The sequence below is a fragment of the Martinezella rhizogenes genome (assembly GCF_000799715.1).
GTDB lineage: Bacteria > Pseudomonadota > Alphaproteobacteria > Rhizobiales > Rhizobiaceae > Rhizobium > Rhizobium rhizogenes_C.
Genome location: NZ_JUHG01000013.1, coordinates 342,623 through 360,900 on the forward strand (window position 1 = coordinate 342,623; position 18,278 = coordinate 360,900).

Sequence of the window (18,278 nt, forward strand, 5' to 3'; positions counted from 1 at the left end):
GGACCGGCTGTGTTCACATTTGCCCGGCTGCACCGCGATGCAGCCGGACTTCTAGACGTCTGTCAGACAGCCGGCCTATTGGCCGATTGCCGTGATCATTTGACCGGACCGGCACTACCAGGCGCACCCGGCAGCTGTTGGGGAAAGAGCTCGTATTTCCCCTGCTTGTCGGCAGCGACCCACATGCGTTCACGAATGATGGAGTCTTCAGCCCAGTTGAACATGAAGATCGGCGTGCCCGGAGGAACGTTCGAGAAGCGCTTGTTGATGATCAGTGCGCCCGGATACTCCGTCAGGCCGATGTTGTAGAAGTGCCCGGTCGAGAGTTTCTGGTACTGCTTCATCAAGGCCACGCGCTCATCGCTATCCTTGGAGGCGGTGAACTTGTTGACGGTGTCAACCATCTCCTTTTCGAAAGGCATCAGGTCCAGTTCGCCGCTTTCCGGGGCACGGTGATTCCAGCTGGTACGCGGGCCGACCGGAGCAAGCTGTTCGGTATTCTGTACGACCGAGGCCAGTTCCGTGCTGTTGCGCCGGACCATCCAGTCGAAACGGCCGCTATAGTTGGCATCGTCGCGCTTGGGGCCATCGAGCGCATTGATGATCACGCGAATCCCGAGCTTCTCCATCTGGCCCACGACACCCTCGGCAAGGCTCTTGTCCGTGGTGTAGTCATTGTTGACCAGCAAGGTGATCTCGACATCCTTGCCACCGGCCGTGCCCGCCGGGAAGTTGACGATACCGTCGCCATCCGTGTCCTTGAGACCGGCCTTGGCAAGCTCTGCCTTCGCGCCGGCGAGGTCGAAAGGATAATAGACGGTGGAGGCGCGATCGTAGAAGCTGGTGCCCGAGGACAGGCCGCCTGGATAGATCGCCGTGAACGGACCCTTGACCAGCGATTCACCGATCGCCTTGCGATCGAGCGCCATGGTCACGGCCTTGCGGAAATCCTCATTGCGGTTCAGCTCGCGAACAGCCTGTCCGCGTGCATCCGGGCTGCCCCAGCCGTTGGCCGAGAAGTTCATCTGCAGGTTATAGCCGATGAGGCGTGGTCCGAAGGCAAGACGTGCCGGGGCGTCCGGCTGGGCGGCGCGCTTCAGCGAGGCGACGAAGTTTTCCGGCTGCTCCAGATTGGAAAGGTCGCCGGAGCCGGCAACGGCCTGCACATCGCGGTCAGCCCAAGTCGAGAGCTTGTAGTCCAGCTCGTTGAGGTAAGGCAGCTGATTGCCCTTCTCGTCGACCTTCCAGTAATAGGGGTTGCGGCGCAGAACGATAATGTCATCGGAACGATATTCGACCGGCACCCAGGCGCCCATGACGGGTATGTTCATGTATTCCGGCGGGAATGCATTCTTGAACTGGTCGTAGGTGTTCTTCGAATATTTCGGGTGCTGCGGCTTGAGGATATGCGACGGACCCGGGCAGAAATTCGGATAGGCCATCGTGTAGAGATATTGCGTCGGGAAGGCATCCTTGAAGGTCCACTCGACGGTATAATCGTCAATCTTTTTCAAGGTCGTGCCGACGCCGAACGCTTCTGGCGACGCACCGCCGCCGAGCGGCGAGACGTTCGGATCGATGACTTCGTCTTCCCAATAGAACATGATGTCATCGGCATTGAAGGGTACGCCGTCGGACCATTTCGCACCTTCGATCAGATGCATGGTGAGCTTGTGGCCGTCCGCCGACCACTCCCATCCCTTGGCAAGGTTCGGCAGCGGCTCGGTGTCCTTCGCCTCGACCTGGAACAGTGGTGCTGTGCGCGTCAGGCATTCGGACAGGGCGATATCGATGCCGCCCCAGCCCTGGGTCTGGCCGGCGCCGTAGTTCCAGCCTTCCGGCCGGCCGCCAACGACATGGCGCAGCGTGTCGCCATAGACGCCGATGCCATCAGGCATGTTGCCGGTCTTGTAGACGAGCGGCTCCTTCGGCAGGCGATCCTTGACCGGCGGCAGCTTGCCGGTCTTCACGAACTTCTCGGTGACCCAATCCGGCTCGTGATAGTCCGGCAGCGCCTTGAACTCCAGAATGGAGTCGCGCGGCACATACTTGATCTTGCCTTCCGCTGGGAACACCGGCGGGACCGGCGGCGCGGTCGGTTCTGATGCATAGGCGCTCATGGCGATCGCGGACGTCGCAATCGTCATCGCCGCTAGAATGCTGATCGGTCGAAAATGTCTCATCGTTTTCTCTCTCCCCTTATCGCGAGCGTCCCCGTGGAAGCGCCGCATTCCTCCAACGAACGCGAACCCGTTGACCGGATGCGGCGGGCCTTTCCTCCTGAGAGCCCCGCCGCAGCCAACATGTCCCGGACGTCAATCCACTAGCCGGCCTGTTTCAGGGCTGCCTTCTCCGCTCTCAATTCCTCGATCGAGCGGGCGTTGCGGCTGGCCGCGCCCTTCCAGTCGCGGGTCTTCACCTTGGCCCTCGACAAGCGGTCCTTGGCGCCCTCGACAGCATGCGCATATTGCGGCAGCCAGCGGGCCTCCGCGACGACCATTTCATCGACCATCTGCCAAACTTCTTCCGGTGTCGATATTGCGCCGACCAGCGGATCGTGCAGAACCGCGAGTTTCAGCAGATCGAGATCACCGCTGACGGCGGCATGGACCGACATGCGCTGGACATTGATCGAGGAAATGCAGGTCGCGGCGCAAGCTTCCGGCAGTGTGATCCCGGCCACCATGTTGATGCCGAAACGATCGACGAAGCCCGGCGACTCGATGATGGCGTCAGCGGGCAGATTGGTGATGACGCCGTTGTTCTTGACGTTGAAATGACCGCGATAGACGCGATTGGTTTCCAAGGCCTCGAGGATGTGGCTCGCATGCTCGTTCGAACGCCTGGCCGGATCGATGGGCTGTGATGCGCCGTCGAGGATCTGCTGGAATTCCGTCTCGAACCAGTTGCGGGTCTCGGTGGAATGGCGCAGATAGCCGCCGGTCTCGCCATGGATCCAGTCGGACATGTCGATCCACTTGTTGATCTCGTCCGGCCTCTTGCGATACCAGGGCAGATATTCCGAGAGATGGCCATTGCTCTCGGTGGAATAGACCCCGAAGCGCTTCAGCACGTCGATGCGCAACTTTTCCTGCTGCGAGAAGACGGGATGCGCTTCGAAAGCGGCGATCAGCTCGTCCTTGCCGATCTTGCGGCCATTGAGGCGAAGATCGGTAAACCAGGTCTGATGGTTGATGCCAGAGCAGATATAGTCGAGCTCCGCCTTGTTCTTGGCGCCGAGAACCTCGGCGATCTGTTCGGCACCATGCTGGACGCCGTGGCAGAGGCCGATGGTGTCGACCTTGCCGTATTCGATCGCCGCCCAGGTGTTCATCGCCATCGGGTTGGCATAGTTCAGGAATTTCGCGCCGGGCTCGGCGACCTCACGGATATCCTTGCAGAAATCAAGAATGACCGGAATGTTGCGCTGGCCGTAGAGAATGCCGCCGGCGCAAATCGTATCGCCGACGCATTGGTCGATACCGTATTTCAGGGGAATGCGAATATCTTCGGCATAGGCTTCCAGCCCGCCGACCCGCACGCAGCTGATGACGTAGCGTGCGCCGGAGATCGCCTTGCGGCGCTCGGTGGTGGCCGTCACCCGCGTTGGCAGCTTGTTCGCCTCGACGATCCGGTCGAGGATCGCCTTGATCATCGTGAGATTATGCTCGCTGACATCGGTCAGCGCGAATTCGACGTCCTGGAACTCCGGCACGCAGAGAATGTCGGTGAACAGCTTTTTCGTGAAGCCGACGCTGCCGGCACCGATAATAGCGATTTTGAAACTCATGATCCTCACCTTGAAGTCGGTCAAACAATCAGCAACGGAGAAGAGAATGGTGTTTTCGTCCCATGATCGCGCGGCGTTGGGCGAGATGGCAAAACGAGCATTTTTTCCTCCTCCTACCGGTCCTCATCGGCAGGTACTTGCTGTTTTCTGGCGGGATTATGCCTATAATGAACGGGCCGACCAGAGAACAATTATGCTTTCAAGGGTAATTTTGTGCTGCAAGATTTGATCGCCAACGGCCAGACCATGCGGACTGTGTCATTGCCGCGCGGCCGCCACCGGCTGCACGCCATGCCGACCAGCGCCGGCTATGAAATAAGGGATAACGAGCCTTACGATTGGGATGGGCGCCGGCGTGGCCAGACGCCGTTTACGGTATTGCAGCATACGATCAGCGGCAGCGGCCGGCTGCGCTACGAGAATCGCGATTACCGTGTTGACCCGGGCGATACATTGCTGGTGCTGGTGCCGCATAATCATCGTTACTGGTTGGAAAAAGGCGAACGCTGGGAGTATTTCTGGATATCGATGAATGGCGAGGAAGCGCTGCGCATCCACCGCCTGATTCTCGCCGCCGCCGGGCCAGTGCTGAAATTGCAGCCGGCAACGATCGATCATCTCGCCGATTGCAGCCTGCGGCTGGTGCGTGGCGCCGCGACGCCGGCCTCGGCGTCAGCGGTCGCCTATGAAGCGGCGATGGCGCTTTATGACGACGTCTTCGGTTCACATGGCGTTGCCGCCGATCGTTCCGCCATGCAGACGGTCATCGATCATATCAACGCCAATCTCGACAAGCCCCTGCCCGTCAGCGAACTCGCCAAGGTCGGGGGCCTCAGCCGCGCTCATTTCTCCCGTGTCTTTGCCGACAGCGAAGGCTTGCCGCCGGGCGAATTCGTCCTGCAGCAACGCATGCAGCGGGCGGCAAAGCTGCTCACCAAGGCGGCCTTCATTCCGGTCAAGGAAGTGGCGATCATGTCGGGCTTCGACGACGCCAATTATTTCTCGAAAGCCTTTCGGCGCATCTACGGCATCAACCCCACCGAATTCCGCACCACTGGCATGTATGCCGCGGTGCGCAGTCCGCAGGAGGACATCAGAGCCGGGAAGGGCAAGTAGCCGAATCACGCGAGCTGAGCATGCGGCATGCCGCCGCAGGTCGTTCCCCGCCGCAGGACTATCGGCCTCTAAATGCCTAACTTTCTTGACATAACGGCCGCAGAAGTAAGCTCGGATAAGGCCGGGCGAAAACGTTTTCGGCGGAAACGCCGATCCGGCCTCCGATTGCGTTGCGCCATGGCTAGAGGCCTGTATAGATATCGCCCGCTGCGGCCATGATCGCGTCGCGGCCGCGCCTCTTTGTCTAAGCAACACTCGTTCGTCCAAGGTACGGCGGGCTCTTTCGATAGGATTGAATATGCGTTCTGTTGTCGCTTTCAACGAATCCTGGACTTTTCGCGAGGGGTTCTCGGCTGCCGAGGCCGGCCGCCGCCAGGAAGGGCAACCGGTCGCATTGCCGCACACGGCGGTCGAGTTGCCGTTCAATTATTTCGATGAGAAATCCTATCAGCGCGCCTTTACTTACCAAAAGCTCCTGCCCTGGAGCGCCGATTTCGCCGGGCGAGACGTATCGCTGGTTTTCGACGCCGCCATGGCCGACGCTGTCGTCTATCTCAATGGCGAGGAAATCGTCGCACACAGGGACGGCTACACGCCCTTCGAAGCGCGGCTGACGGGCCGCCTGAAGCAGGGCGACAACCTGATCACTGTCAAGATCGACGGCAGCGAGAACCCTGAAATCCCGCCCTTCGGCGGCCGCATCGACTATTTGACCTATGCCGGCATCTACCGCGACGTCTGGCTGAAGATTGCCGCACCCGTCTCGATCGCCAATATCAAGGTCGAGACCGGCAAGGTGCTGGCCGATGTGAAGTCCGCCACGGTCCGCTGCGACATTACCAATCCGCAGAGCCTCACCTTCAATGGCTCGGTGACTGCAAATCTCCGCGCGCCGGACGGCAAGGTGCTCGCGTCCGCGACCACCGAGACCTCGGGCGGCAGCGTGACCTTCTCCTTCGACGATCTGGCCGGCATCTCACTGTGGGATCTCGACAGTCCCGTGCTCTACACGCTGGAAGCCGAGCTGAAGACTGATCATGGCTCCGACCAATATGTCGCGACGTTCGGTTTCCGCACCGCCGCGTTCACCGACGAAGGCTTCGTGTTGAACGGCAAGAAGCTGAAGCTGCGCGGTCTCAATCGTCACCAGGCCTTTCCTTATTCCGGCTATGCCATGGGGCGCTCGGCGCAGGAGCGTGATGCCGAGATCATGAAGCAGACGTTGAAGTGCAACGTCGTGCGCACCTCGCATTATCCGCAATCGAAATGGTTTCTCGACCATTGCGACCGCATCGGCCTGCTGGTCTTCGAGGAAATTCCCGGCTGGCAGCATATCGGCGGCGAAGAATGGCAGCAGGAGTCGATCCGCAACGTCCGCCGCATGATCGAGCGTGACTGGAACCATCCCTCGATCATCATCTGGGGCGTGCGCATCAACGAGTCGCAGGATTCGCATGATTTCTACGCCGAGACGAACCGGCTGGCGCGCGAGCTCGATCCCACCCGCCAGACCGGCGGCGTGCGCTATATCACCGAGAGCGAAATGCTCGAGGACGTCTATACGATGAACGACTTCATTCTCGGCAACGAGGAACTGCCAGGCGTCAATCGCCCACGCACGCCGCTGCGGCCGCAGCAGGAAAATACCGGCCTGTCAAAGAACGTGCCCTACCTGATCACCGAGTTCGGCGGCCACATGTATCCGACGAAGATCTACGATCAGGAGCAGCGCCAGGCCGAGCATGTGCGCCGGCATCTGGAGGTGTTGAACGCGGCCTATGGCGATCCTTCGATTTCCGGTGCCATCGGCTGGTGCATGTTCGATTACAATACCCACAGCGACTTCGGTTCCGGCGACCGCATCTGCTATCACGGCGTCATGGACATGTTCCGCGAGCCGAAATTCGCGGCCTATGCCTATGCCAGCCAGTGCGAGCCTTCCGAAGATATCATCATGAAGCCGGTGACGATCTGGGCGCGCGGCGAGCGCAATATCGGCGGCGCGTTGCCACTGATCGTGCTGACCAATTGCGATGAGGTCGAGCTGCGCTATGGTTCGCTGACCAAGCGACTCGGCCCCGATCGCGAAACCTTCCCGCATCTGCCGCATCCGCCCGTCGTTTTCGACCATCGCCACTTCACAAAAGACGAACTGGGTGTCTGGGGCATGGAATGGGAAGATGCCCACTTCACCGGTTTCGTCAACGGCAAGCCGGTGGCGGAGCTGCACATGGTCGCCGACCCTCTTCCGACAAGGCTGGAAGTGGAGGCTGACAGCCTGACGCTGCGTGCCACAGAGCGCGATACTACCCGCGTCATTATCCGTGCGCTCGACCAGGCAGGCACGCGCCTGCCCTTCCTCAACGACGTCGCGACCATCAAGCTCATTGGCCCCGCCAAGCTGATCGGGCCGGACTCCGTGGCCTTCCAGGGCGGCACGACGGGCTTCTGGCTGCAGGCGACTGGCGAGGCCGGCATGATCGCGGTCGAAGTGTCCTCAGCGCGCTTTGCCAGCCAGACCGTCGAGCTGAAGGCGGAATGATCGCCTGATCAAGCGGTGGGCGATCAACAGATACTCGCCCGCCCCGCTCTAATCCACCGGCGCAACTCAGGCTAGGCGTCGGCAAATGCGGCTAGCTGCGCACGGCTGGAATATCCGTTTCCACAATATCACCCGCATTCTGCGGAATGGATTGCAGCAGCGTCTGCCGCGCCGAGGCGAGATGCTTGCGGCAGGCGGTGTCGATCCGCTTGGGATCGCGTGATTGCAGCGCTTCGATATAGTCGAGATGTTCGGCGATGGCGCGTGAATTGCGCACACGGGCGAAGGCCTTGTTCCACTGGTAGTGATAGTGGAAGACGATGGCGATCGCGTCGTAAAAATCGGCGATGAAGCGGTTCTTTGAGGCGCGGTGGATGAGAAGATGGAATCTTTCGTCCAGCTGCGAAAAATCGCGATAACGCTCGTCGAAATCCTCGAGCAAGTCATAGTGTTCCTGCTGGATGGCAGCCAGACTTACCCAAGCTGGATGATCGACCGGCATGCGTCCGAATTCGGCCGCTGAATGCAATTCGAACATCTCGCGCACGTCGGCGAGTTCCAGCGCGAATTCGCTGGTGAAGCCTTTCAGGATCCAATGGCTGTTCGGCCGCTTCTCGATCAGGCCGAAACGGCTGAAGCGGATGAGAAATTCGCGCACCACCGACGTTCCCGTGCCGATCTCACGCGCCAACTCCAACTCGTTGATCTGCATGCCCGGCTGTGCTTCGTCGGAGAGAATGCGCAGCATGAAACTGCGCTCGATGATATCGTGCAGCGAATTGGTTTCTTCTTGCGGAAAAAAGTCCGCCTCGGTCGGCTGGCGCAGCACGGTCTTCTGCCGTTTGTTCCAGCGGATGATGCCGGCGTCGCTCAGACGCATCAGGATAGCGCGCGCCGTGCTACGGCTGACGCCGAGCTCGGCCGCGATCTCGGGCTCTGTCGGCAGGGCGGCATCCAGCTTCAGGCCGGCGACGTAGCGGTTATACGCATCCTTGAAGAGCGTGTTCTGTCTCGCCATTTCCCCCCTCGCTTATCATTCGCTGCTCTCTATCGGCCGCGATCTTCGTAACTTGCTCGGATAGCAATCAAACGCGGGAGCACCGCTTCTATGCGTCGCCCCTCCCCTCCGGAAGCGCCAGACGATTTCCTCGTTGACTTCAAAATGTTTATTGTAGATAAAAAACAAAAGCAATCGGCAACGGCCTGGGAGAGGCTCGCCGAACTGCAAGATTGTTCTGGGAGAGAACTTTGAACAGCCAGCCTTGGATCCTTCTGTCGGAAGGCGACAATGTCGCCGTGGCAACGGCGGCAATCGAAGCCGGCGTCGCGGTCGCCAACGGCGTTGCGACGCGAGGCAAGATCGACCCCGGCCATAAATTCGCAATCCGCGACATCCCCCTCGGCACGTCTGTGGTGAAATACGGTCAGGCCATCGGACGCACGACCGCCGAGGTAAAGGCGGGCGATCACGTACACAGCCATAATCTGCATTTCGAAAACGACCGCCTGGCAGCCACTGCCAATACGGCGCCCGAAGCAGCGACCGAGGCCGACAAGGCCCGTACGTTCATGGGCTATCGCCGCGCCGACGGCCGTGCCGCCACCCGTAACTATATCGGCATCATTGCCAGCGTGAACTGTTCCACCACGGTTTGCCGCGCCATCGCGGAAGAGGCAAACCGGACGCTCCTTCCGCATTACGACAGCATCGATGGTTTCGTGCCGATCGTGCACGACCAGGGCTGCGGCATGAGCTCGACCGGCGACGGCATGCTGACGCTGCACCGGACACTTGCCGGCTATACGCGGCATGTGAATTTCGGCGGCGTGCTCATGATCGGCCTCGGCTGCGAGGTCAACCAGTTGACGCTCTACGGCCAGAGCGGCGCCGGCGCCAGCAAGCGGCACTTCAATATCCAGGATGCCGGCGGCTCGCGCCGCGCCGTGGCGCTTGCCATGGGTGTCCTGAAGGAGATTTCAGACGAAGTCGGCCAGGCTCGCCGCGAACCGATCTCGATCAGCGAAATCATCGTTGGTCTGCAATGCGGCGGCTCGGACGGTTTCTCCGGTATTACCGCCAACCCTGCCTTGGGTGCGGCCGCCGACCTGCTGGCCGCTGCCGGCGGCACGACGATCCTGTCGGAAACATCAGAGATTTACGGCGCCGAACATTTGCTGCGCAGCCGTGCGGTCAACGACGAGGTCGCCGCCAAGCTCGACGCGAAAATCGACTGGTGGGAAAAGTACGTCGCCTTGCACGGCGCCTCGCTCGACAACAATCCCTCACCCGGCAACAAGCGCGGCGGGCTGACCACCATTCTGGAGAAGTCGCTCGGGGCCGTTGCCAAGGGCGGCCGGTCGCCGCTGACTGCGGTCTATGGCTACGCCGAACGGGTAACGGAGCATGGGCTCGTCTTCATGGATACGCCCGGCTATGATCCGGTTTCCGCAACCGGTCAGGTGGCGGGCGGTGCGAACATGATCGCGTTTACGACCGGTCGCGGCAGCTGTTTCGGCTCACGTCCGGCACCGTCGTTCAAGCTGTCGAGCAATTCGGCGCTGTATCGTTCCATGGAAGAAGACATGGACATCGATTGCGGCACCATTGCCACCGGCGAGGCAACGATATCGGGCAAAGGCCGCGAGATCTTCGAACTGATTATCGAGATCGCATCCGGCAAGAAGACCAAAAGCGAAACCTTCGGCTATGGCGATAACGAATTCGTGCCCTGGCATCTCGGAGCGACGCTCTAGACTGATACTCACGCCGCAATGCCTGGCTCCTGATGAGCTAAGCATGGCGGAGACCGATTGAACGATCATCACAAGGGAGAGGTGATGAAGAGAAGAAAAATCGGCAGGACGGACCTGGAGGTCACCGAAATCAGTTTCGGTGCCGCAGCGCTCGGCGGTCTTTACCGCGCCTGCCCGCGCGACCAGGCCATGGAAACCCTGCAGGCGGCATGGGATAGCGGCATCCGCTATTTCGACGTCGCCCCTTGGTATGGCTTCGGCCTCGCCGAGCGCCGCGTCGGCGATTTCCTGCGCGACCAGCCGGAAGACAGCTATGTGCTGTCGACGAAGGTCGGACGCTTGATGCGGCCTGTTCCGACCGACAAGGTGCCGAATTACGGCTATGTCGATCCCCTGCCCTTCGATGCGGATTACGACTACTCCTATGACGGCATCATGCGGTCGGTGGAGTTCAGCTATGCCCGCCTCGGCCTCAACCGCATCGACATCCTCTACGTTCACGATATCGGCGGCTACACCCACGGCAAGACGCTGAACGAGCACCATCTTGGTCAGCTTCTCGGCTCGGGGATCAAGGCTCTAGAGGAGTTGAAGTCGTCGGGCACGATCAAGGCCTATGGTCTTGGCGTCAACGAGGTGCCCGTCTGCCTCGACGTCATGCATGCGACAGATATCGACTGCATCCTGCTTGCTGGCCGCTATACGCTGCTCGACCGTTCCGCGGTCGCGGAGTTACTGCCGCTTTGCGAAAAGAAGGGCACGTCGCTCGTTGTTGGCGGCGTCTTCAACTCCGGCATTCTGGCGACCGGCCCCGTGCCGGGTGCGAACTTCGACTATCTTCCGGCGACACCGGATGTGCTGGCCAAGGTCGGCGCGATGGAAGAGATCGCCCGCCGTCACGGCCTGCCGCTTGCGGCACCGGCCATCCAGTTTCCGTTACATCAGCCGTCCGTGGCTTCAGTCCTGATCGGCACGGCGAAGGCATCAAGTCTCACCCGCAACATGCAGCTCGTGGAGCCTGAACTCCCGGCGAGCCTTTATGCGGAATTCGAAGGATTGACCCTGGTTGCGCCGCCGTTGGGCGACAGCGCCGTTCGGGTTTGAGGAAGAATAAAGAGCTATCGAGTCACCGGGAGAGGCGACTTGAAAGAGGAGGAAAGCCTGTTTTGGCGTGGTGGCTTCGTGCTGCTACGCGATGCGTGAGCCATCTGGTGCTCACGGTACCGAGCCGCAAGCGTTCAACGGCCGGTGTACAGGAGAAGAGCGCGTTGAGAGGAGAAACCAATGACCATCGCCAAATCCCTTCTGTCCCGCCGCACCTTTGCCGGTCTTGCCGGCGCGGCCATGATTGCCGTCGCCATGCCGGCGCAATCCTTCGCCGCCGAAGTGACGATCCCAATCATCGTCAAGGACACGACGTCCTTCTACTGGCAGATCGTTCTCGCTGGCGCTCGCAAAGCCGGCAAGGATCTCGGCGTCAAGGTGCCGGAGCTGGGTGCGCAGGCTGAAACCGACGTCAACGGTCAGATCAGCATTCTTGAAAATGCTGTCGCCGGCAAGCCGGCCGCAATCGTCATCTCGCCCACCGAGTTCAAGGCGCTCGGCAAGCCTGTGGACGAAGCAGCGAAGTCCGTTCCGATTATCGGTATCGACTCCGGCGCCGACTCCAAGGCTTTCAAGTCATTCCTGACGACCGACAACGTGCAGGGCGGCCGTATTGCTGCTGATGGCCTTGCCGCTGCGATCAAGGCAATGACCGGTAAGGATGAAGGCGATGTCGTCATCATTACCAACACGCCCGGCGCCGGTTCTCTCGAACAGCGCCGCACGGGCTTCCTGGATCAGGTCAAGACCAAGTATCCGGGCCTGAAGGTCGTCGCCGACAAGTATGCTGACGGTCAGGCAACGACCGGCCTCAACATCATGACTGACCTGATCACGGCAAATCCGAAGATCGTTGGCGTCTTTGCCTCCAATCTGATCATGGCGCAGGGTGTCGGCCAGGCCATCGCTGAAAACAAGCTCAGTGACAAGGTCAAGGTCATTGGCTTCGACAGCGACGACAAGACCCTCGGCTTCCTCAAGAGCGGCGCTATTGCCGGCCTCGTCGTTCAGGACCCGTACCGCATGGGTTACGACGGCATCAAGACCGCTCTCGCCGTCTCCAAGGGTGAAAAGGTTGAAGCCAATGTCGACACCGGCGCCAACCTCGTGACCAAGGCCAACATGAGCGAGCCGAAGATCGAGGCCCTGATCAACCCGAAGGTCAAGTAAAGCTTAGAGGCTGCGCCCGACAAGTCGGGCGCAGCCTTTTCATCTAAAGCCGGATGATTTCAGGTCTATTCGACCCAAAGTCCGAACCCGCTCTAGAATGAAAAAATGGAGCGTGATGCGAGAGGAAGGAGACCCATGACGAGCCTCGAAGAAATCAGCCATCGGCACGATGACACGATCAAGACGGAAGCAAGTCGCGTTCCGGCCGGCTCGCCTATCCTCGAACTCAAGGGATTGCAGAAGCGCTATGGCTATGTCGAGGCGCTGAAGCCGGCGACGATCACGTTCCTGGCCGGCGAAATCCACGCCATTGTCGGCGAAAACGGAGCCGGCAAGTCGACGCTCATCAAGCTTTTGACCGGCGTCATCACCAGGACGGATGGCGAGATATTCTGGTGCGGCCATCCGGTCGCCCTTGCCAATCCCAATGAAGCGATCGCGCGCGGCATCAACGCCGTGCATCAGGAGGTCGTCCTTTGCCCGCATCTGACGGTCGCGGCCAATCTCTTTCTCGGTGACGAAGTCAATCGCTTCGGTCTGATGCGCAAGAAGCAGATGGTCGCCATGGCCCAGACGGTGCTTGACGACCTCGGCTTCGGACTGCCGGCCGCCGATCTTCTGAGCTCCCTCACCATTGGTCAGCAGCAGTTGGTCGCAACGGCAAGAGCCGCCATGCGCGGCACGCAATTCCTCATTTTCGATGAGCCGACCGCCTATTTGACGCGCAAGGAATCGGCGCAGCTGTTCAAGCTGATCCGCCGCTTGCAGAGCGAAGGCGTGACGATCGTCTACATCAGCCACCGCATGGAGGAGGTCTTCGAGCTGGCCGACCGCGTGTCCGTGCTGCGCGACGGCACGCATGTCGGCACCCGCCTGATTGCCGAGACCAATGACGACGAACTGATCAAGCTGATGATCAATCGCTCGATCGAACAAATCTACCACAAGGAAGAGATCCCGATCGGTGAACCCATCCTCGAGACGCGCGGCCTTTCCGGTCCTGGTTTCGAGGATGTTTCGCTGACTGTACGGGCCGGCGAGATCGTCGGGCTTTATGGGCTGATCGGCGCCGGTCGCAGCGAATTCGCGCTCGGCCTCTATGGCCGTCAGCCAGTCTCGGCAGGCGAGATCTATTGGCAGGGACGCAAGGTCCAGATCCACAACGAGCGTGACGCAATGGACCTCGGTATCGCCCTCGCGCCCGAGAGCCGCCGCGATCAAGGGCTTTGCCTCAACCTGCCGATCGGCCTCAATATCAATCTGCCTGTGTTCAGGCGGCTGAGCCGCGGTCCGATCATCAACAACAAGAGCGAGGCTGCTAATGCCGACAAGCAGATCCGCGATCTCAGCATAAAGACGCCCAGCCGACGAGTCCTGGTTTCCGCCATGTCCGGCGGCAATCAGCAGAAGGTGGTCATCGGCAAATGGCTGAGCCATGGCGCCAAGCTTTTCATCTTCGACGAGCCGACGGTGGGTGTCGATGTCGGCACCAAGGCGGAAATCTATCGGCTATTCGCCAAGCTGCTTCGCGACGGCGCGGGCATCATCGTCATATCCTCCTACCTGCCCGAGGTTTACGAGCTTGCCGATCGTCTGCATGTGTTTCGCCACGGCCAGCTGGTCGCCAGCCATGATTTTCACGCCGCCACGCATGAGGAAGTCCTCGGCGAGGCCATCGGCGTCTGAACGATAAAAAATCGAAAGAGGAGAACAAGAATGGTCGCGAACACGACAGAAGGCCCCGCCGTTGCACCGCGGCGTAAGATGAGCATCCTCTTCAGCCTGACGCTGATCCTGCTCTTGATTGCGCTATGGGTCGTGCTCGGCTTCTCGACAGACGTGTTCTGGACGCAGCTCAACATCACCAACCTGGCGCGCCAGGGGTCGATGACGGCCATCCTTGCGCTTGGACAAACCTTCGTCATCATCACCGGTGGCATCGATCTTTCCGTTGGCGCAATCGTCGGCTTCTGCACCGTGATCGTCGCCTGGCTGCTCCAGGCAGGCGTTCCGATCTGGGCCGCTATCCTCATAACCTTGCTCTTCGGTGTTCTTATCGGGGCATTCCATGGCTTCGGCATCGTGCGCATGGGCTTGCCGCCCTTCATCATCACGCTGGCGACGCTGACCTCTCTGCGCGGCATCGGCTTGCTCATCACCAACGGTTCGAGCATCAACATCGTCAACGACGCTTTCACAAATTTCTCGGTCGCGGATTTTCTCGGTATTCCGAGCCTGTTCTGGATGGTGATCGTGGTGGCAATTCCAGCCGTCGTCTTCCTGCATTTGAGCCGTTGGGGCCGTTATCTTTTCGCCGTCGGCTCCAACCGCGAAGCAGCGCGCCTGTCCGGCGTCAATGTCAACGGGATGATCTATTTCGCCTATATACTGTCTGGAACCTGCGCCGCCTTGGTCGGTGTTCTGCTTGCCTCGCGCATAGCCATCGGCAACGCGACCCAGGGCGATGGCTGGGAACTGCAGGCGATCGCATCGTCGGTTATCGGCGGCACCAGTCTGTTTGGCGCGATCGGTTCCGTCTACGGCCCGCTGATCGGCGCCTTCATCCTAGCGACCATCAACAACGGTGCAAACCTCCTGAACCTGAATTCGTTCTGGCAGCGCATCATCACCGGCGTGCTGATCATCGTGATCGTCTATTTCGATCAGTTGCGGCGGCGTCGTCTCTAAAGATATTCGACAACGGCCCTCTGGTAATGGTATGCTGAAAGCATACCATTCATCTCTCCAGGCAGCAGGACTATGGCCTCAGTCGAAAAAATAACGATCGCTCTTACCCCTGAGATGGCAGGCTTCATCCGCAGCGCCGTCGATGCGGGCGATTATGCATCGACCAGTGAAGCAATTCGAGAAGCAGTCCGCGAATGGAAGGAACGCCGCGATTTGCTCGGTTACACGATAGAGGAACTGCAAAGCCTCGTGGATGAGGGTCTGGCCAGTGGTCCAAGCAAGCATGCCTCCATGGCAGATGTAAAAGCCGAGGCAAGACGCAGATTGGAAGCGACTGTCGAAAAGACACGCTGACCATGCTGCGAATAGAGCGAACACACCGCGCGGACGAAGATCTGATCTCCATCTGGCTGGAGATTGCGAAGAACAATCCTGTCGCCGCGGACCGCATCCTTGATGCGATTGAAAGCCGTTGGCTCCAGCTTGCCTTTCATCCTTTTTCAGGCCTTGCTCGAGATGACATCGCTCCGGGAATTCGCCATCTGGTCGTTGGGAGCTACCTTATTCTTTATCGCATTGTCGACGATCATATCGACATCGTCAGGGTATTATATGGTCGACGAGAGATCACCCGCAAGACGATAGAGGATGATAGTCGCTAGAACGTTTCAACGCTTCACGGAAGCGCAGAAACGCTCCATCTCTTTGGCTTTACGCAATTCCGGACGGAAAACCACCGCGCACTTTTCCTGAAATTGCTCTGGCTCTTCGAATGTCATCCGGCATCAAAATCGAGAACAAGACTCGCCCTGCCCATCACGCCGGCGAAGGGCGTGATCTTTGCCAGCTTCGGCTCTTCAATAGACTACGCAGCGGCTTTTCGATCAATTCGTAAGCACAGATACCTAGCAAAACGCCTGAGACCAGACTGATGAACATTGAGACATCGGAGGGTATCTCAGTGCGCGCCATCAATTTCAGCACCGCCGAGATCGCCAGCGTGTGCCAGAGATAGATAGAATATGAACTGTTGCCCAGATAGGTGAGCAGCGGAATATCAGGCAGCTTTCCGCTGTGTTCCAGCGATACCGTACCGAGCACCAACGCCACGGCAAGCGGCCCACAGGTCAGTTCGTTGAAGTCGAGGCGTAGAATCTGGATAGCGGCAAAGCCCAACAACGAGGCGACGATCAAGGCCAGTCCGAGGCGAGGACCTGGTATCTTCCCGGATAGCCACATTCGGGCAAGGATGATGCCGGCAACGAACTCCAGGATGATCGGCCGCGTGTAGACGAGCAACAATGGTGATTGCGGATTGAAGATGACGCCAGCAATGACGAAGGCAACAAAGACAACGGCTATGCTGGCAAACCGCAGACGGCGCGATAAAAGCAGCGCCGCGGCAAAAATGGCGTAGAAGAACATCTCGTAGTTCAACGTCCATCCCTGCACCAAAACCGGCCAGATCATGCCACTGCTCGGCGAGCGTGCGGGAATGAAAATCATCGAGCCGAGAACATGGCCAGCCGTCAGTTTCATGTTCGGAAACAGCCCGGCAACTGCCCCCGCGATCATGATGGCGGTAACGATCCAATAGGACGGCGCGATGCGCTGCAGGCGATCGAACAGGAAGCGCACCGGTGTCACGGGTCGACGCTCGCTTATGGTCCACATGATGAAGCCGCTGATGACGAAAAAGACGTCGATACCAGCCGCCCCGATCTGAAAGTGGCTATTGCTGCGTTCCGCCGCATGGAACAGAACCACCGCGAGGGCGGCAAGAGCGCGAAGATACTGAATGCCATAAAGAGTTTTCATCTGCCGATCTGAGGCTCCCAATTCACGGGCGCCCCAAGTTCCGTTCGATCGTCGGAGACGAGCGGAGCCATCCGTGGCGCTTGCGCCTTCATCGTCAGCTTTCCTGCTATGAAGTACAACAGGAACGAACCGACCTGGTAGGGATTGAGAATGTCGATCTCGACGAAGGCGCGGATCAAGAGCAGCGTCGCCAGACCGAACAGAACATAGGATTCATCGTTTCTGAGGTCGTTGAGAAACCGCTTGAGGTGGCCGATAACCGCCGTCAGCAATATCGACACCAGCAGGAAGACGCCGATCAGGCCGGTTTCGACCGTCGTTTCAATGAAGGTATTGTGAAAATGGAAGCCAGCGCGGGAGGTGATGTAGAATTCTTCCCACAGGCGCTCCGGTTCGGAGAAGCCTTGCACCCAATAGGCTTGATAGCCGATCCCGAAGAACGGATGCAATGCGGCGGCGGCTATACCCTGTTGCCAGAGATAGGTGCGACCGGTCAGCGTCGAGTCCTTGCCGAAGGCGCCGAGCACGAGATCGACGGCGCCGAGATAGACACCGGCGACGGCGAGAACGATCCCCGATATGGCCGCGGTGGCAAACAGTTTTTTGCGCTGTCGTGGCGACAGGAACAGGATGACGCGCATGCCGATGCAGAGCATCACGACCAAGCCGGTGACCAGCACCGAGGTCGCCGATTGCGAAGCAAGAAGACAGTAGGCGGCCAACAGCCCGACGACGCCCGCCCCAACCAGCCAGATACGGCGCTCGCCAAGAATGAAGACGGCGGCGAAGGCGAAATAGATGCCGAGCGAGGCATAAAAGCCGAGCTGGTTCTTCGAGTCGAAAGCGCCGACGAAGCTATAGGTACCGTCGATCGCGTCGAGGGCATAAAAACCGAACAGCACGGAATAGAGCAGCACGATGCTGGTGCCGGCAATTGCGCCGCGTATCAGGGTGCGGATATCGAGCGTGCGCACGGCGATCAGCGCGCAGATGATATGCGTCATGTACTGGATTGAGGCGCGAGCGGTAACCGACGGTACAACCGACCAGAAGATGGAGAGGCAGGTAAAAATGCCGAAGGCAAAGATCCAGAGCTGCTTGGAATAGTTGCCGAGCGCGCGGCGATAATCGATCAGCACCAACGGAAACCACATCGCGTAGTAAACGAGAATGGAAACCTGCCCGAAGCGGGCGGAATAGGCGAAAGCGAAAAAAGAGAGCGCAATCGCCACCATGCCATAGGTGGCGTTGCTGCCCGGATGAATAAAGGTCGATTTGCGAATCCGCATCGACTCT

General features: G+C 59.5%; 14 protein-coding genes. 9 read left to right on the forward strand and 5 right to left on the reverse strand.

Going from position 1 to position 18,278, the window contains the following annotated elements; genetic code table 11:
* Positions 1–95: 95 nt before the first annotated feature.
* Together EX00_RS13545 and melA are read right to left on the reverse strand one after the other, a co-directional pair.
* Positions 96–2,183, reverse strand: coding sequence for an ABC transporter substrate-binding protein (locus tag EX00_RS13545; RefSeq protein WP_047458475.1), 2,088 nt, complete (start codon positions 2,181–2,183; stop codon positions 96–98).
* Between the two features lie 140 nt (positions 2,184–2,323).
* Complete coding sequence (gene melA, locus EX00_RS13550; RefSeq protein WP_047460283.1) at positions 2,324–3,790, reverse strand: alpha-glucosidase/alpha-galactosidase; 1,467 nt, start codon at positions 3,788–3,790, stop codon at positions 2,324–2,326.
* A 213-nt stretch (positions 3,791–4,003) separates the two neighbouring features.
* Here melA and EX00_RS13555 point away from each other — a divergent pair, with 213 nt between their 5' ends.
* Together EX00_RS13555 and EX00_RS13560 are read left to right on the forward strand one after the other, a co-directional pair.
* Positions 4,004–4,906: an AraC family transcriptional regulator gene (locus tag EX00_RS13555; RefSeq protein WP_047458478.1), complete on the forward strand. Its 903-nt coding sequence runs from the start codon at positions 4,004–4,006 to the stop codon at positions 4,904–4,906.
* A 298-nt stretch (positions 4,907–5,204) separates the two neighbouring features.
* Positions 5,205–7,448 (forward strand): glycoside hydrolase family 2 protein, encoded by a 2,244-nt coding sequence (locus EX00_RS13560; RefSeq protein ID WP_047458481.1) that lies wholly within the window; start codon positions 5,205–5,207, stop codon positions 7,446–7,448.
* A gap of 91 nt (positions 7,449–7,539) precedes the next feature.
* On the opposite strand, the gene EX00_RS13565 is transcribed toward EX00_RS13560, so the two are convergent.
* Positions 7,540–8,466: a GntR family transcriptional regulator gene (locus EX00_RS13565; RefSeq protein WP_047458484.1), complete on the reverse strand. Its 927-nt coding sequence runs from the start codon at positions 8,464–8,466 to the stop codon at positions 7,540–7,542.
* Positions 8,467–8,696: 230 nt separating this feature from the next.
* On the opposite strand from EX00_RS13565, the gene EX00_RS13570 reads away from it, so the two are divergent.
* The 7 genes from EX00_RS13570 to EX00_RS13600 all read left to right on the forward strand — a co-directional run bounded on the left by EX00_RS13570 (position 8,697) and on the right by EX00_RS13600 (position 15,826).
* Positions 8,697–10,202 (forward strand): UxaA family hydrolase, encoded by a 1,506-nt coding sequence (locus EX00_RS13570; protein ID WP_047458487.1) that lies wholly within the window; start codon positions 8,697–8,699, stop codon positions 10,200–10,202.
* A gap of 84 nt (positions 10,203–10,286) precedes the next feature.
* Positions 10,287–11,306, forward strand: a complete 1,020-nt coding sequence (locus EX00_RS13575; RefSeq protein WP_047458489.1) for an aldo/keto reductase — start codon at positions 10,287–10,289, stop codon at positions 11,304–11,306.
* A 180-nt stretch (positions 11,307–11,486) separates the two neighbouring features.
* Positions 11,487–12,476: an ABC transporter substrate-binding protein gene (locus EX00_RS13580; RefSeq protein ID WP_047458492.1), complete on the forward strand. Its 990-nt coding sequence runs from the start codon at positions 11,487–11,489 to the stop codon at positions 12,474–12,476.
* Between the two features lie 135 nt (positions 12,477–12,611).
* Positions 12,612–14,162 carry a sugar ABC transporter ATP-binding protein gene (locus EX00_RS13585; RefSeq protein WP_047458494.1) on the forward strand — a complete coding sequence of 517 codons (1,551 nt, stop codon included), beginning with the start codon at positions 12,612–12,614 and terminating at the stop codon, positions 14,160–14,162.
* Positions 14,163–14,192: 30 nt separating this feature from the next.
* The gene (locus tag EX00_RS13590; RefSeq protein ID WP_047458497.1) at positions 14,193–15,164 is read left to right on the forward strand and encodes an ABC transporter permease; all 972 of its coding nucleotides are present in this window, start codon (positions 14,193–14,195) and stop codon (positions 15,162–15,164) included.
* Positions 15,165–15,236: 72 nt separating this feature from the next.
* Entirely contained in the window at positions 15,237–15,518 is a 282-nt protein-coding gene (locus EX00_RS13595; RefSeq protein ID WP_047458500.1) for a type II toxin-antitoxin system ParD family antitoxin, read from the forward strand.
* A 2-nt stretch (positions 15,519–15,520) separates the two neighbouring features.
* Positions 15,521–15,826, forward strand: a complete 306-nt coding sequence (locus EX00_RS13600) for a type II toxin-antitoxin system RelE/ParE family toxin (protein WP_047458503.1) — start codon at positions 15,521–15,523, stop codon at positions 15,824–15,826.
* A 154-nt stretch (positions 15,827–15,980) separates the two neighbouring features.
* Here EX00_RS13600 and EX00_RS13605 read toward each other — a convergent pair whose 3' ends face one another.
* Together EX00_RS13605 and EX00_RS13610 are read right to left on the reverse strand one after the other, a co-directional pair.
* Positions 15,981–16,982, reverse strand: coding sequence for an acyltransferase family protein (locus tag EX00_RS13605; protein ID WP_047458506.1), 1,002 nt, complete (start codon positions 16,980–16,982; stop codon positions 15,981–15,983).
* Entirely contained in the window at positions 16,979–18,271 is a 1,293-nt protein-coding gene (locus tag EX00_RS13610) for an O-antigen ligase family protein (RefSeq protein WP_047458509.1), read from the reverse strand. The genes EX00_RS13605 and EX00_RS13610 overlap by 4 nt, the downstream gene beginning before the upstream one ends.
* Positions 18,272–18,278 lie beyond the last annotated feature (7 nt).

What these genes read in the sequence shown, in the direction of transcription:
- EX00_RS13560 (WP_047458481.1), top strand. Translation starts at nt 5,205, where the DNA reads ATGCGTTCTGTTGTCGCTTTCAACGAATCCTGGACTTTTCGCGAGGGG.
- EX00_RS13545 (WP_047458475.1), bottom strand. Translation starts at nt 2,183, where the DNA reads ATGAGACATTTTCGACCGATCAGCATTCTAGCGGCGATGACGATTGCG.
- EX00_RS13590 (WP_047458497.1), top strand. Translation starts at nt 14,193, where the DNA reads ATGGTCGCGAACACGACAGAAGGCCCCGCCGTTGCACCGCGGCGTAAG.
- EX00_RS13585 (WP_047458494.1), top strand. Translation starts at nt 12,612, where the DNA reads ATGACGAGCCTCGAAGAAATCAGCCATCGGCACGATGACACGATCAAG.
- EX00_RS13610 (WP_047458509.1), bottom strand. Translation starts at nt 18,271, where the DNA reads ATGCGGATTCGCAAATCGACCTTTATTCATCCGGGCAGCAACGCCACC.
- EX00_RS13575 (WP_047458489.1), top strand. Translation starts at nt 10,287, where the DNA reads ATGAAGAGAAGAAAAATCGGCAGGACGGACCTGGAGGTCACCGAAATC.
- melA (WP_047460283.1), bottom strand. Translation starts at nt 3,790, where the DNA reads ATGAGTTTCAAAATCGCTATTATCGGTGCCGGCAGCGTCGGCTTCACG.
- EX00_RS13580 (WP_047458492.1), top strand. Translation starts at nt 11,487, where the DNA reads ATGACCATCGCCAAATCCCTTCTGTCCCGCCGCACCTTTGCCGGTCTT.
- EX00_RS13605 (WP_047458506.1), bottom strand. Translation starts at nt 16,982, where the DNA reads ATGAAAACTCTTTATGGCATTCAGTATCTTCGCGCTCTTGCCGCCCTC.
- EX00_RS13600 (WP_047458503.1), top strand. Translation starts at nt 15,521, where the DNA reads ATGCTGCGAATAGAGCGAACACACCGCGCGGACGAAGATCTGATCTCC.
- EX00_RS13595 (WP_047458500.1), top strand. Translation starts at nt 15,237, where the DNA reads ATGGCCTCAGTCGAAAAAATAACGATCGCTCTTACCCCTGAGATGGCA.
- EX00_RS13565 (WP_047458484.1), bottom strand. Translation starts at nt 8,466, where the DNA reads ATGGCGAGACAGAACACGCTCTTCAAGGATGCGTATAACCGCTACGTC.